Annotated in this window: 12 protein-coding genes and 3 tRNA genes; 3 read left to right on the top strand and 12 right to left on the bottom strand. The window is 72.3% G+C overall.

What is annotated here, in order from left to right; genetic code table 11:
- Window positions 1–22: 22 nt before the first annotated feature.
- Together ACFY1P_RS27115 and ACFY1P_RS27110 are read right to left on the bottom strand one after the other, a co-directional pair.
- A tRNA-Met gene (locus ACFY1P_RS27115) sits at window positions 23–95 on the bottom strand.
- A 49-nt stretch (window positions 96–144) separates the two neighbouring features.
- A tRNA-Thr gene (locus tag ACFY1P_RS27110) sits at window positions 145–217 on the bottom strand.
- Window positions 218–411: 194 nt separating this feature from the next.
- Here ACFY1P_RS27110 and ACFY1P_RS27105 point away from each other — a divergent pair.
- Together ACFY1P_RS27105 and ACFY1P_RS27100 are read left to right on the top strand one after the other, a co-directional pair.
- Complete coding sequence (locus ACFY1P_RS27105) at window positions 412–1,686, top strand: amidohydrolase family protein (RefSeq protein ID WP_390752109.1); 1,275 nt, start codon at window positions 412–414, stop codon at window positions 1,684–1,686.
- Window positions 1,687–1,767: 81 nt separating this feature from the next.
- Complete coding sequence (locus tag ACFY1P_RS27100) at window positions 1,768–2,430, top strand: NAD(P)H-binding protein (protein ID WP_361521940.1); 663 nt, start codon at window positions 1,768–1,770, stop codon at window positions 2,428–2,430.
- Window positions 2,431–2,558: 128 nt separating this feature from the next.
- Here ACFY1P_RS27100 and ACFY1P_RS27095 read toward each other — a convergent pair.
- A tRNA-Tyr gene (locus tag ACFY1P_RS27095) sits at window positions 2,559–2,640 on the bottom strand.
- 187 nt (window positions 2,641–2,827) lie between these two features.
- On the opposite strand from ACFY1P_RS27095, the gene ACFY1P_RS27090 reads away from it, so the two are divergent.
- On the top strand, window positions 2,828–3,316 hold the full coding sequence (locus ACFY1P_RS27090) for a YajQ family cyclic di-GMP-binding protein (RefSeq protein WP_361521943.1): 489 nt from the start codon (window positions 2,828–2,830) through the stop codon (window positions 3,314–3,316).
- Window positions 3,317–3,432: 116 nt separating this feature from the next.
- On the opposite strand, the gene ACFY1P_RS27085 is transcribed toward ACFY1P_RS27090, so the two are convergent.
- The 9 genes from ACFY1P_RS27085 to ACFY1P_RS27045 form a co-directional block, all read right to left on the bottom strand.
- Entirely contained in the window at window positions 3,433–3,825 is a 393-nt protein-coding gene (locus ACFY1P_RS27085; protein WP_361533002.1) for a YccF domain-containing protein, read from the bottom strand.
- A gap of 97 nt (window positions 3,826–3,922) precedes the next feature.
- Window positions 3,923–4,786, bottom strand: a complete 864-nt coding sequence (gene htpX / locus ACFY1P_RS27080; protein ID WP_390752108.1) for a zinc metalloprotease HtpX — start codon at window positions 4,784–4,786, stop codon at window positions 3,923–3,925.
- Between the two features lie 165 nt (window positions 4,787–4,951).
- A complete protein-coding gene (locus ACFY1P_RS27075; protein WP_361532996.1) occupies window positions 4,952–6,472 on the bottom strand; it encodes an NADH-quinone oxidoreductase subunit N in 1,521 nt (506 codons plus the stop codon).
- Window positions 6,472–8,031, bottom strand: a complete 1,560-nt coding sequence (locus ACFY1P_RS27070) for a NuoM family protein (protein ID WP_390752122.1) — start codon at window positions 8,029–8,031, stop codon at window positions 6,472–6,474. Before ACFY1P_RS27070 ends, ACFY1P_RS27075 begins: the two co-directional genes overlap by 1 nt.
- Before the next feature lie 17 nt (window positions 8,032–8,048).
- Window positions 8,049–10,040, bottom strand: a complete 1,992-nt coding sequence (locus tag ACFY1P_RS27065) for an NADH-quinone oxidoreductase subunit L (protein ID WP_390752107.1) — start codon at window positions 10,038–10,040, stop codon at window positions 8,049–8,051.
- Window positions 10,037–10,402 (bottom strand): NADH-quinone oxidoreductase subunit NuoK, encoded by a 366-nt coding sequence (nuoK, locus tag ACFY1P_RS27060; RefSeq protein ID WP_361532990.1) that lies wholly within the window; start codon window positions 10,400–10,402, stop codon window positions 10,037–10,039. The genes ACFY1P_RS27065 and nuoK overlap by 4 nt, the downstream gene beginning before the upstream one ends.
- Window positions 10,402–11,052, bottom strand: a complete 651-nt coding sequence (locus ACFY1P_RS27055) for an NADH-quinone oxidoreductase subunit J (protein ID WP_390752106.1) — start codon at window positions 11,050–11,052, stop codon at window positions 10,402–10,404. The genes nuoK and ACFY1P_RS27055 overlap by 1 nt, the downstream gene beginning before the upstream one ends.
- Window positions 11,049–11,657 (bottom strand): NuoI/complex I 23 kDa subunit family protein, encoded by a 609-nt coding sequence (locus tag ACFY1P_RS27050; protein WP_390752105.1) that lies wholly within the window; start codon window positions 11,655–11,657, stop codon window positions 11,049–11,051. Before ACFY1P_RS27050 ends, ACFY1P_RS27055 begins: the two co-directional genes overlap by 4 nt.
- Entirely contained in the window at window positions 11,657–12,622 is a 966-nt protein-coding gene (locus ACFY1P_RS27045) for a complex I subunit 1 family protein (RefSeq protein ID WP_361532987.1), read from the bottom strand. Before ACFY1P_RS27045 ends, ACFY1P_RS27050 begins: the two co-directional genes overlap by 1 nt.
- Window positions 12,623–12,901: the final 279 nt, after the last annotated feature.

Genomic DNA, 12,901 nt, shown 5'->3' with positions numbered 1-12,901 from the left:
CCCCACAATCGGCTACTACGTGTAGCGGTGACCGGACTTGAACCGGTGACACAGCGATTATGAGCCGCTTGCTCTACCGACTGAGCTACACCGCTTTGATGCGGGAGGGATCCCCGCCCGAAGGCGAGGAACCTCACACACCAGAGCCCCAATACGGAATCGAACCGTAGACCTTCTCCTTACCATGGAGACGCTCTGCCGACTGAGCTATTGGGGCGAGCGAGGAAGACATTACACGGTTGGCCGCCGAAGGTGAAATCCGTATCCGGAGGCCGCCCCGAGGGGCTCTTCGCGCCCCTCTCACACCACACCAGTACGACTATTCGTCGCTTGCTCGAAGCCGATCCGAACGCGCCCTAGGCTCGGAAGACGCTGCGTGATCATGCACGCCCCGGACCCCGGAGGAGCGCGATGCCCGACAGCCAGCCGCAGCCCCCGAGAAACCCCGGGGGTGACACCCCGCCCGTCCCCGGCGCCGCGCCCGGTGACAGCGCCCTGGTGCTGTGCGGCGCCCGGCTCGCCGACGGCCGCACCGTGGACGTACGGCTCAGCGGCGGGTACATCGAGGCCGTCGGGACCTCCGGCAGCCTCGCCCCCGGGCCGCGCGTCGACCTCGGCGGCTATCTGCTGCTGCCCGCCCCCGCCGAGCCCCACGGGCACGGCGACACCGCGCTCACGGCGGACGCCGACGGCCCCGTCCCGTACTCCGTCGAGGACGTCCAGCGCCGCGCCACCGAGGCGGCCCTGCTCCAGCTCGGCCACGGCGCCACCGCGCTGCGCACCCACGTGCGGATCGGCGACGTCCAGGGCCTGCGCTCGCTCGAAGCCGTGCTCCAGGCGCGGCGGGCGCTGCGCGGGCTCACCGACCTGACCACCGTGGCCGTCCCCCGGCTGCTCACCGGGCTCGCCGGGGCGGACGGGCTTGCCATGCTGCGGGACGCCGTGAAGATGGGCGCGGCCGTGGGTGGCTGCCCCGACCTGGACCCCGACCCCACCGGCTACGCCGAGGCCGTCCTTGACCTCGCCGCCGAGCACGGCTGCGCCGTCGACCTGCACACCGACGGCGCCGACCCGGCCCGCCTCGCCCGCCTCGCCGCGATGGCCGGCGGCCTGCGCCCCGGCGTCACCCTCGGCCCCTGCGGCGGCCTGGCCCGGCTGCCGTACGACCAGGCCGTGCGGGCCGCCGAGCAGCTGGCGGCCGCCGGAGTGACCGTGGTGTGCCTGCCGCAGGGCGACTGCGCCGCCCTGGAGCAGCGCGGGGCCCGGGTCTCGCGCTGCGCGCCGGTGCGGCTGCTGCGGGCGGCCGGGGTGCGGGTGACGGCGGGCAGCGGGGCGCTGCGCGACGCGGCCAACCCCGTCGGCCGCGGCGACCCCCTGGAGGCCGCCTTCCTGCTGGCCTCGCGCGGCGAGCTGCGCCCGCAGGAGGCCTACGAGGCTGTCAGCGGCTGCGCACGGGCCGCGATGGGGCTGCCGCCGGTCCGGGTGGAGGCGGGCTTCCCCGCGGAGCTCCTGGCCGTGCGGGGGCGCCGGATCGAGGGCGTGCTGTCGCTCGCGTACAGCCGTCTGGTGGTGCACCGGGGGCGCGTGGTCGCGCGGACGAGCGCGGTGCGGGAGTACTGCGATTCCTCGGCCGCCGCGGCGCTGGAGCTGCCGCGCCAGTCCTCGCGCGGCGGCGAGCCCTCCTGAGCCGCCGCTGATCAGGCCGGTTCGCGCCCTTCCGCCGCCCTTCCGCATGGCGGCGCGGGCCGTGGCGCGTACGGTCGGATCATGCGCATTGTCATCGCTGGTGGACATGGTCAGATCGCGCTGAGGCTGGAGCGTTTGCTCGCCGGGCGCGGGGACGAGGTCGCGGGGATCATCCGCAGGCCGGAGCAGGCGGGGGCCCTCCTCGCCGCGGGCGCGGAGCCGGTCGTGTGCGACCTGGAGTCGGCGTCGGTCGCCGACATCGCCCGGCACCTGGAGAGCGCCGACGCGGCCGTCTTCGCGGCCGGGGCGGGCCCGGGGAGCGGCATGGAACGCAAGGACACCGTGGACCGCGCCGCGGCCACCCTCTTCGCCGACGCGGCGGAGGCGGCGGGGGTCCGGCGCTTCGTGGTCGTCTCCTCGATGGGCGCCGACCGCGAGCCGCCGGAGGGCACCGATCCGGTCTTCGCCGCGTACCTCCGGGCGAAGGGCGCGGCCGACGCGGACGTACGGGCCCGGGCCGGGCTCGACTGGACGATCCTGCGGCCGGGCAGCCTCACCGACGAGCCCGGCACGGGCCGGGTCGCCCTGGGTGAGGCGACGGGCCACGGGCAGGTGTCCCGGGACGACGTGGCGGCGGTCCTGGCGGCGCTGCTGGCCGAACCCCGCACGGCGGGGCGCACGCTGGAGCTGATCGCGGGCGACACGCCGGTGGACGAGGCGGTGAAGAGCGTGGCGGAGGGCTGAGCCGGGGGGCCGAACGAGCCACTCCCGGGAAAGTGCGGGAGATCACATTCTCGTGGCGCCTCCGTGAATCCGACGGAGTATCCGGAAAACACAGAAGGGCCTTCTCCGGAGAGAAGGCCCTTCACATGTGGCGGCGCCAGGGTTCGAACCTGGGTAGGCTGAGCCGGCAGATTTACAGTCTGCTCCCTTTGGCCACTCGGGCACACCGCCAAGGGTTGCCGCCGCGGATTCCGCCTTGCGGTGGTGCTCCGTGGCAACGACGTAAACCATACCCGATGACCAGGGGTGGTCCGCCACTCGATTCATCACCCCTCGCGCGGGGTCCGGGTGACTAGGCTTGCGGAGCGGCCACGGGCCGTACCCCCTGATGGATCTACGTATGAGGAGCCAACTCAATATGGCCGACTCCAGTTTCGACATCGTCTCGAAGGTCGAGCGGCAGGAGGTCGACAACGCCCTCAACCAGGCCGCCAAGGAGATCTCGCAGCGCTACGACTTCAAGGGCGTCGGTGCCTCCATCGCGTGGTCCGGCGAGAAGATCGAGATGCGTGCCAATGCCGAGGAGCGGGTCAAGGCCGTCCTCGACATCTTCGAGACCAAGCTGGTCAAGCGGGGCATCTCGCTGAAGTCCCTGGACGCGGGCGAGCCGCAGGCCTCCGGCAAGGAGTACAAGATCTTCGCCTCGGTCGAGGAGGGGATCTCTCAGGAGAACGCGAAGAAGGTCGCCAAGATCATCCGCGACGAGGGCCCGAAGGGCGTCAAGGCGCAGGTCCAGGGCGACGAGCTGCGCGTCAGCTCCAAGAGCCGTGACGACCTCCAGGCCGTCCAGGCCCTCCTCAAGGGCAAGGACCTGGACTTCGCGATCCAGTTCGTCAACTACCGCTAGCCGCACCGGCCACGGACCGCCGTGGCACGGGACGCCGCACGACGAGGGCGCGCCGGGGAGGATCACTCCCCGGCGCGCCCTCGTCGTATGTCCGAGTCGTCTGTCCGGCGCGCGGCTCAGCGGGTGGCGAAGGGGCGGTCCGTCGGGACGATCTCGCGGCCCAGCGGCATCAGGGAGATCGGGATCAGCTTGAAGTTCGCGATGCCCAGCGGGATCCCGATGATCGTCAGGCACAGGGCGATACCGGTGAAGATGTGCCCGAGCGCCAGCCACCAGCCCGCGAACACGAACCAGATCACATTGCCGATCAGCGAGCCCGCCCCCGCGTCACGCCGCTCCACGGTCGTCCGCCCGAAGGGCCACAGGGCGAAGCCGGCGATGCGCAGGGAGGCGACGCCGAACGGGATCGTGATGATCAGGACACAGCAGATCAGACCCGCGACCACATAGCCGATCGCCATCCAAAGGCCGCAGAGGACCAGCCAGATGACATTCAGGATGAACCTCATGAAAAACAGCCTCCCACGCGAAACAAGCTCCTGGCGAGCAGGACGCTCGCGCGGCTGAGGGTGGTTGCGTGGGGCCGCTCGGGGCGGGCGGCCGGGCTCAGGCGCGGTGGCCCGCCATGCCTTCGAGGCGGCTGATGCGCTCGGCCATCGGGGGGTGGGTGGAGAAGAGCTTGGACAGGCCCTCGCCCGCGCGGAAGGGGTTCGCGATCATCATGTGGCTCGCGGTCTCGATGCGCGGCTCGGGGGGCAACGGGAGCCGCTGGGTGCCCGCTTCGAGCTTGCGCAGGGCGGAGGCGAGGGCCAGCGGGTCGCCGGTGAGGCGCGCGCCGGAGGCGTCCGCCTCGTACTCCCGGGAGCGGCTGACGGCGAGCTGGATGAGGGAGGCCGCGATGGGGCCCAGCAGCATGACCATGATCATGCCGACGATGCCGGGGCCCTCGTCGTCGTCCGATCTGCCGAAGGGGATCAGCCAGGCGAAGTTCACCAGGAACATCACCACGGAGGCGAGCGCGCCCGCGATCGAGGAGATCAGGATGTCGCGGTTGTAGACGTGGCTGAGCTCGTGGCCGATGACGCCGCGCAGCTCGCGCTCGTCGAGCAGGCGCAGGATGCCGTCGGTGCAGCAGACGGCGGCGTTGCGCGGATTGCGGCCGGTGGCGAAGGCGTTGGGCGCCTCGGTGGGTGAGATGTACAGCCGGGGCATGGGCTGGCGGGCGGCCGTGGAGAGCTCGCGCACCATGCGATAGAGCTGTGGCGCCTCGAACTCGCTCACCGGGCGGGCCCGCATCGCCCGCAGGGCCAGCTTGTCGCTGTTCCAATAGGCGTAGGCATTGGTGCCGAGGGCCACCACGACGGCGACGACCAGGCCCATACGCCCGAAGAGGCTGCCGATGACGATGATGAGCGCGGACAGTCCCCCGAGGAGGACCGCGGTCCTGAGCCCGTTGTGCCGGCGGTGCACGGTACGCCCTCCAAATGGTGCGGCAGGGGAACCCTTTTGCGGTGGTGCGCTGCCACTTCGCAGTGGAGCCTCCAGTGGAACCTTCCTGACCGATCAACGCCAGACGAAGGCCGCTGGTTCCCTTGCGCGCGCGAGGGGGTGCCTGGGCCGTACGGGTGGGGGCTCCTACAGCAACGCCCCCGAGGCGAAGCGCAGGACGAGCTGCGGGGCGCCGGACAGGGCGATGCCGGCGAGGGCCGCGAGGGCCGTCGCGGCGGCCAGCGGCAGCGGGATCCGCGCGGGCGCCGCCTCCTGCTCCGCCGCCTCGTCCTCCGGCGCGCGGAACAGCAGCGCCGTCCACTGGAGGTAGTAGTAGAGGGCGATCACGACGTTGACGGCCATGACGACCGCCAGCCAGCCCAGCCCCGCGTCCACGGCCGCGGAGAAGACGGTGACCTTGGCGAACAGCCCGATGATGCCGGGCGGCAGGCCGGCCAGGCAGAGCAGGAAGAAGCCGAGCGCCAGGGCCGCCAGGGGCCTGCGGGCGTAGAGGCCGCGGTAGTCCGCGACGCGGTGCGCCGGGTGCGTACGGGCGACGAGCGCGGCGACGGCGAAGGCGCCGAGGTTCACGGCCGCGTACATCAGGGCGTAGGCGACGGTGGAGCCGATGGAGTGGCCCGGGTCGTCGGTGTATCCGGCGGCCGCGATCGGCACCAGCAGATAGCCGGCCTGGCCGACGGAGGACCAGGCGAGGAGGCGTACGGCGCTGCGCGTGCGGTCCGGGCGCTGGCGCAGGGCGCCGGCGTTGCCGATGGTCATGGTGAGCGCGGCGAGGACGGCGAGGGCCGGTCCCCAGACGTCCGCGTAGGACGGGAACGCGACGACCGTCACGAGGATGAGGCCGGTGAAGCCGACCGCCTTGCCGACGACCGAGAGATAGGCCGCGATGGGCAGCGGGGCGCCCGCGTAGGTGTCGGGGACCCAGAAGTGGAAGGGGACGGCCGCGGTCTTGAAGGCGAAGCCGACGAGGGTCAGGGCCACGCCCGCCTGGGCGAGGGTGCCGAGGCGTGGGTCCACGTGGGTGAGGGCGTCGGCCACCTGGGTGAGGTGCAGGGTGCCGGTCGCGGCGTAGACGAAGCTGACGCCGAGGAGGGTCACGGCGGTGGCGGTGACCGAGGAGAGGAAGAACTTCAGGGCCGCCTCGGAGGAGCGGCTGTCGTCGCGGCGCAGGCCGACGAGGGCGAAGGCGGGCAGGGAGGCCACTTCGAGGGCGACGACGAGGGTCGCGAGGTCCCGGGAGGCGGGCAGCAGGGCCGCGCCCGCGACGGAGGACAGCAGCAGGAACCAGAACTCGCCCGAGGGGAGCGCGAAGTCGACGAGGTCGCTGACGGACAGCAGGGCCGTCAGCAGGGCGCCGCCCAGTACCAGGAGCTGGATGACGAGGGTGAAGTGGTCCGCTGTGTAGCTGCACGCGCGCGTGCCCGACGTCAGGCAGAAGGTGGAGCGGTCGCCGTCCAGGAGCGGCAGCAGGGAGAGCCCGGCGAGGGTGAGGCCGGCGATCGAGACCCCGCCGAGGAGGGGCTTCTTCCGCGCGGGCAGGAAGAGGTCGGCGACCAGGACGACGAGCGCCGTCACGGCGACGACGGTGGGCGGGGCGATGGCGAGCCAGTCGACGGACTGGACCGCGCTTCCGGCGAGGGGAACCATCAGTTGCCTCCTCGGAGGAGCTGCTGAACGGCCGGGTCGGTGAGGCCGAGGAGGGCCGCGGGCCAGAGTCCGGCGAGGACGGTGAGGGCGACGAGGGGCGTCCAGGCGGCGAACTCGTAGCTCTGGACGTCGGTGAGGGCGGGCGCGCCGCCGGGCCTGCCGTCGCCGTCGCCGCCCATGCACACCCGGCGCACCACGATCAGCATGTACGCGGCGGTGAGCAGCGTGCCGAGGCCGGCGAGCGCCATGTAGGTGAGGTAGGCGGGGCGGCTGAGGCCCTCGGCGGGGTGGAAGGAGCCGAGCATCGCGAGCATCTCGCCCCAGAATCCGGCGAGTCCGGGCAGCCCGAGCGAGGCGACGGCGCCGAAGGCGAGGAGGCCGCCGAGGCGCGGTGCCCTGCCGTAGAGCGCGGCGCCGGTGGCGCCGGAGAGGGCGTCGAGGTCGCTGGTGCCGTGCCGGTCCTTGATGGCGCCGACGAGGAAGAAGAGGAGGCCGGTGATGAGGCCGTGGGCGATGTTGGCGAAGAGGGCACCGTTGACGCCGGTGGGGGTGAGGGTGGCGATGCCCAGGAGGACGAAGCCCATGTGGCCCACCGAGGAGTAGGCGATCAGGCGCTTGAGGTCGCCCTTGGCGCCGCGGCGGGCGAGGGCGAGGCAGGCAAGCGAGCCGTAGATGATGCCGACGACCGCGAAGGCGGCGAGGTAGGGCGCGAAGATGTGCGCGCCACCGGGGGCGATGGGCAGGACGATGCGGACGAAGCCGTACGTGCCCATCTTCAGCAGGACGCCCGCGAGGAGGACGGAGCCGACGGTCGGGGCGGCGGTGTGGGCGTCGGGCAGCCAGCTGTGGAAGGGCCACATCGGGGCCTTGACGGCCAGTCCGGTGCCGATGGCCAGAACGGCGATGACCTGCGTGGTGTGGCTGAGCCCCGAGCCGTTGTCAGTGGCGAGTGCCACCATGTCGAAGGTGCCGCCCTTGATGCCGATGAGGAGGAGGCCGAGCAGCATCACGACGGAGCCGAGCAGGGTGTAGAGGATGAACCGCCAGGCGGCGCGCTCCCTGCCGTCGCCGCCCCAGCGGGCGATGAGGAAGTACATCGGGATGAGCACCATCTCGAACGCCAGGAAGAACAGCATCAGGTCGAGGACGGCGAAGCTCGCGAGGGTGCCGGCCTCCAGCACGAGGAGCAGCGCGACGAATGCCTTGGGAGACGGGCCCGACGGCATTTTGAAGTAGCTGTAGACCGCGCTGAGAAAGGTCAGCAGCGCGGTGAGCACGAGGAGGGGGAGCGAGACGCCGTCGACGCCGAGGTGGATCCGGATGCCGAGGGCGGGGATCCAGCTGATGTCGGTGGTGGCCTGCATCCGAGCGGGGTGGTCGTGGTCGAAGCCCGCGGCGAGGGCCACGGTCAGGGCCAGGACCACGCCGGTGACGGTGACGCCGTGGCGGAGCACGGCCTGCTCCGGGCTGCTGCCCTTGAGGCCGGGCGGGGCCGGGAGCAGGGCGGCGACGGCGCCGAGGAGGGGGACGACGACGGTCGCAGCGAGGAGGATCTGCATGACGGTATGACTCACGGTCAGGCTCCGGTGGCTACGAGCACGGCGGCGACGGCCAGGACGACGGAGCCGGCGAGCAGGGCGCTGAGATAGGTCTGCACATTGCCGGTCTGGGCGCGGCGGACGGCCGCGCCGAGCAGGCGGGGGGCGGTGCCGGCGCCGCTGACGTAGGCGTCGACGACCTCGCGGTCGAGGAAGCGGACGAGGCGGGCGGCGGCGCGTACGGGCCGTACGAAGAGCTGGGAGTAGACGGCGTCGAGGTGGAAGCCGGCGACGGCGTGGCGGTGCAGGGGGCCGAGGAGGAGGCGGCCGGGGTCGGCCACGTCGTGGGCGCCCGCGATGTGGCCGTAGGCCGCCACGTGGCTGGCGATGGTCTCCTCCTCGGAGACGTAGGGGGCCGCGTCCGGGTCGGCGGCGACGGCGCCCAGGGGTGCGCGCGTCGCGAGGGGGGCGGTGTGCCGCCAGGCCGCGTAGGTGAGGAGCCCGCCCACGAGGGCGCAGCCGGTGCCGAGGACGGAGGTGGTGAGGGTCGGGGTGAGGGAGCGTCCGTCGAAGAAGCCGGGGAGCTTCCACGCGGCGAGGCCGAGTCCGAGGGTGGGGAGGAAGAGGACCCACAGGACGGCGTTCATGACGGGGGGCTGCCTGCCGTGGTCGGGGGCCTCGGGGCCCTTGCCGTGGAAGGCGCGCAGCCACAGCCGGGTGGCGTAGGCGGCGGTGAGGAGGGCGGTGAGCAGCCCGGCGACGAGGACGGTCCAGCCGGCGGCGTGCGGGATGCCGTGCGCGTCGGCGCCGGTGGCGTGCTCGGCCGCGCCGAGGACGGCCTCCTTGGAGAAGAAGCCGCTGAACGGGGGGATCGCGGCCAGCGCGAGCAGGGCGACGGTCATCGTCCAGTACGCGTCGGGGATGCGCTTGGCGAGCCCGCCCATGCGGGCCATGGCGCCCAGCGAGTTGGTCCCGGCGGCGTGGATGATCACGCCTGCCCCGAGGAAGAGGAGGGCCTTGAACGCGCCGTGGGTGATGAGGTGGAAGACGGCCGCGTCGCGGTCGCCGACGGCGAGGGCGCCGGTCATGTAGCCGAGCTGGCCGACGGTCGAGTAGGCCAGGACGCGCTTGATGTCGTCCTGGGCGAGCGCGGCGAGCGCCGAGCCGATCATGGTGACCGCCGCCATCACGGCGAGCACCACCAGTGCCGCCGGGGAGGCCGTGAAGAGGGGGAGGAGCCGGGCGACGAAGTAGACACCGGCGGCGACCATGGTCGCCGCGTGGATCAGCGCGGAGACGGGTGTCGGGCCGGCCATCGCGTCGGGCAGCCAGGTGTGCAGCGGGAACTGCGCGGACTTGCCCGCGACGCCGGCGAGCAGCAGCAGCGCGATGAGCGTCGGGTGGCCGATCGAGCCGGCGGCGACGGCGCTGAGGATGCCGTTGATCCGGAACGTTCCGGCATCGGCGGCGAGCGCGAGGATGCCGATCAGGAAGGGCACGTCGCCGAGCTTGGTGACCAGGAACGCCTTGAGGGAGGCGCTGCGCGCGGCCTCGGTCTCCCAGTAGTGGCCGACCAGGAAGTACGAGCAGATGCCCATGATCTCCCAGCCGACCAGCAGCACCATGAGGTCGCCGGAGTAGACGACGAGCAGCATGGCGGAGGTGAAGAGGGAGACGAGGGCCGCGTAGGAGGGGTAGCGCGGGTCGTCGCGCAGATAGGCCGTGGAGTAGAGCTGGACGCAGGTCGCGACGACGCCGACGAGCACGGCCACGAGGACGGCGAAGCCGTCGAGGTGCAGGGCGAGGTCGATGGGCACGGACCCGGTGGGGGTGAGCCGCGTGGCGGCGTCGAGGGGCTCTCCCCCGCCCTGCCGGCACGCGACGACGACGGCGAGCACGGCCGCGGCGAGGACCGGCAGCACGGCGAGGGGCCGTACGAAGCCGGGCGCGCGGCGGCCGAGCAGGAGGCCCGCGGCGGCGCCGAGGAAGGGCAGCAGGGGGACGAGTACGGCGGTGGTCGTGGTCGTCACGCGGCGGCCTCCGCCTTCTCCTCGCGGTCACCGGGGCCGGTGCCGGGTCCGGGCGCGTCCTCGGCGAGGTCGCGGAGCCGGTCGACGTCGGCGGTGCCGCGGTTGCGGTACACGAGCAGCACGATCGCCAGGCCGATGCCGATCTCGGCGGCGGCGATGGCGATGATGAAGAGGGTGAGCGCCTGGCCCGCGTGGAGCGTGTCGCGCAGCCACACGTCGAAGGCGACGAGGTTGAGGTTGACGGCGTTGAGCATCAGCTCGACCGACATCAGGACGAGGATGGCGTTGCGCCGGGCGAGGACGCCGTAGAGGCCGGTGCAGAAGAGGAGGGCGGCGAGGACGGCGGGATAGACGAGGTGCATCAGCGCTTCCCCCCGGTCCTGCTGTCGCCTTCCTTGGCGTCGGCCTTGCGCCGCGAGAGGACGACCGCGCCGACGAGGGCCGCGAGCAGCAGCACGGAGAGGGCCTCGAAGGGCAGCACCCAGTGCCGGAAGAGGATCTCTCCGGAGACCTTGGTGGTGCCCTGCGGGGCGCCGTCGAGGTCGATCCAGGTCGTACGGAAGGCGTCGGCGACCACCCACACCAGGGCGACGGCCGCGGCGACCGCGACCCCGAGTGCGGGGTAGCGGTTGGCCGAGTCGGCGTCCGGTGAGCGGCCGATGGGGGCCTTGGTGAGCATCAGCCCGAAGAGCAGGAGGACGACGACGGAACCCACGTAGATCAGCACCTGCACCCAGGCGATGAACTCCGCCGTGAGCAGGAGGTACTCGACCGCGAGCCCGCCGAGGGTGACCACCAGCCACAGCGCGGCGTGCACCAGCTGCTTGGTGGTGACGGTGACCAAGGCCGCCCCGAAGGTGACCAGGCCGACCAGGAGGAAGGCGATCTCCACGCCGGACGTGGAGAGGAAGCCGTGCGTCTGCGCGGCGAGCGCGTGGGTGCCGTGCGCTTGCGCGGCGGCGAGCGCTGCGGGGCCGTGCGCCTGGGCGGCGAGCGCTGCGGGGCCGGTCACGCTTCTCCCTCCTCTTTCTCTTTCTCCTTCTCCCGCTGGGCCGCCATCTTCTCCGCGGTCTTGCGGGCCGCCGCGATCTCCTTCGGTTCCTCCGCCGCCGCGTCCAGCGCGGGCGGCTCCGGCACCGTCCACATCCACTCGCGCAGCTTGTCGCGCTCGTGGGTGAGGTCGTGGATGTCGGTCTCCGCGTACTCGAACTCCGGGGACCAGAAGAGCGCGTCGAAGGGGCACACCTCGATGCAGATGCCGCAGTACATGCAGAGCGAGAAGTCGATGGCGAACCGGTCGAGGACGTTCCGGCTGCGCTCGCGGCCGCCGGGGGCGGCCGGGGGCACCGTCTCCTTGTGGGAGTCGATGTAGATGCACCAGTCCGGGCACTCACGGGCGCACAGCATGCAGACCGTGCAGTTCTCCTCGAACAGGCCGATGACACCGCGGGTGCGGGGCGGCAGCTCGGGCTGCACGTCCGGGTACTGGGCCGTGACCGAACGCTTCGTCATCGTCCGCAGGGTGACGGCGAGGCCCTTGGCGAGGCCCGAGCCGAACAGGCGGGGCCGCCCGGAGGGCGTCGATGAGGGGCGGTGGTCGGGCGACGGGTCGGGCATTACTGGATCACCACCTTGACGACACCGGTCAGCGCGATCTGCGCCAGGGCGAGGGGGATGAGGACCGTCCAGGCCAGCTTCTGCAGCTGGTCCTCGCGCAGTCGGGGATAGGTGACGCGCAGCCAGATGACCACGAAGGCGAGGACGAGCGTCTTGAGCAGCGTCCACAGCCAGCCGAGGCCGTCGGCGCCGAACGGGCCGTGCCAGCCGCCGAGGAAGAGGACCGTCGTCAGACCGCAGAGGACGACGATGCCCGCGTACTCGGAGAGGAGGAACAGCGCGAAGCGGAGGCCGGTGTACTCGGTGTAGGCGCCGAAGATGATCTCGGAGTCCGCCACCGGCATGTCGAACGGCGGGCGTTGCAGCTCGGCGAGCCCGGCCGTGAAGAAGACGAGGCCGCCGACGATCTGCCAGGGCACCCACCACCAGTGGAAGGCGTCCACGATGCCCGGCAGCGAGACCGTGCCCGCCGCCATGGCGACCGAGGCGGCCGCGAGCAGCATCGGCAGTTCGTACGCCATCAGCTGTGCGGCCGTGCGGAGGCCGCCGAGCAGCGAGAACTTGTTCGCGGACGCCCAGCCGGCCATCAGCGAGCCGAGGACTCCGACGCCCATGACGGCCAGGACGAAGAAGATGCCGGCGTCGATGAACTGGCCGACGGCGTTGCCCGGTCCGACCGGGATCGCGATCAGCACCAGGAGGTACGGCAGGAGGGCGACGGCCGGTGCGAGCTGGAAGATCCGCCGGTCCGCGCCCGCGGGCACGACGTCTTCCTTCTGCGCGAACTTCACACCGTCCGCGACGAGCTGCGCCCAGCCGTGGAACCCACCGGCGTACATCGGCCCGAGCCGCCCCTGCATGTGGGCCATGACCTTGTGCTCGGTCTGCCCGATCGCCAGCGGCAGCACGAGGAAGACGGCGAACACGGCGACGAGGCGCAGCGCGACGTCGAGAGTGTCACTCACGGCTGTCGCCTCCTTCCACGTCCCCGGGCCGCGGCGCGCCGGGAGCGGGCTTCTGATCGTCTGCCGGCTGGTCTTCACCGGCTGGCTGGTCTGGGGTTCCGGCGGCTCCGGGCTCCGCGTCCACGGGGGGCGCGGACGGCGCCGGCTCCGCTCCCGCGGGGGCTACGGGCTCCGCCGCGCGGGGCCCGGACGCTGCTGGCTCCGCTCCCTCGGAAGGTGCGGCTTCCGCCGGGGCAGAACGCTCGGACGGTCGTTCCGCTCCCGCAGGGGGTACGGCCG

This window comes from Streptomyces sp. NPDC001407 (assembly GCF_042895325.1).
Lineage (GTDB): Bacteria > Actinomycetota > Actinomycetes > Streptomycetales > Streptomycetaceae > Streptomyces.
Note: the sequence above shows the minus strand (reverse complement) of the source record. Positions and strands in the feature narration are given on the sequence as shown.

Excerpts from the sequence above, each read along its gene's own strand:
- ACFY1P_RS27105 (WP_390752109.1), top strand. The coding sequence starts at position 412 with ATGCCCGACAGCCAGCCGCAGCCCCCGAGAAACCCCGGGGGTGACACC.
- ACFY1P_RS27100 (WP_361521940.1), top strand. The coding sequence starts at position 1,768 with ATGCGCATTGTCATCGCTGGTGGACATGGTCAGATCGCGCTGAGGCTG.
- ACFY1P_RS27090 (WP_361521943.1), top strand. The coding sequence starts at position 2,828 with ATGGCCGACTCCAGTTTCGACATCGTCTCGAAGGTCGAGCGGCAGGAG.
- ACFY1P_RS27085 (WP_361533002.1), bottom strand. The coding sequence starts at position 3,825 with ATGAGGTTCATCCTGAATGTCATCTGGCTGGTCCTCTGCGGCCTTTGG.
- ACFY1P_RS27075 (WP_361532996.1), bottom strand. The coding sequence starts at position 6,472 with ATGGTTCCCCTCGCCGGAAGCGCGGTCCAGTCCGTCGACTGGCTCGCC.
- ACFY1P_RS27070 (WP_390752122.1), bottom strand. The coding sequence starts at position 8,031 with ATGCAGATCCTCCTCGCTGCGACCGTCGTCGTCCCCCTCCTCGGCGCC.
- nuoK (WP_361532990.1), bottom strand. The coding sequence starts at position 10,402 with ATGCACCTCGTCTATCCCGCCGTCCTCGCCGCCCTCCTCTTCTGCACC.
- ACFY1P_RS27050 (WP_390752105.1), bottom strand. The coding sequence starts at position 11,657 with ATGCCCGACCCGTCGCCCGACCACCGCCCCTCATCGACGCCCTCCGGG.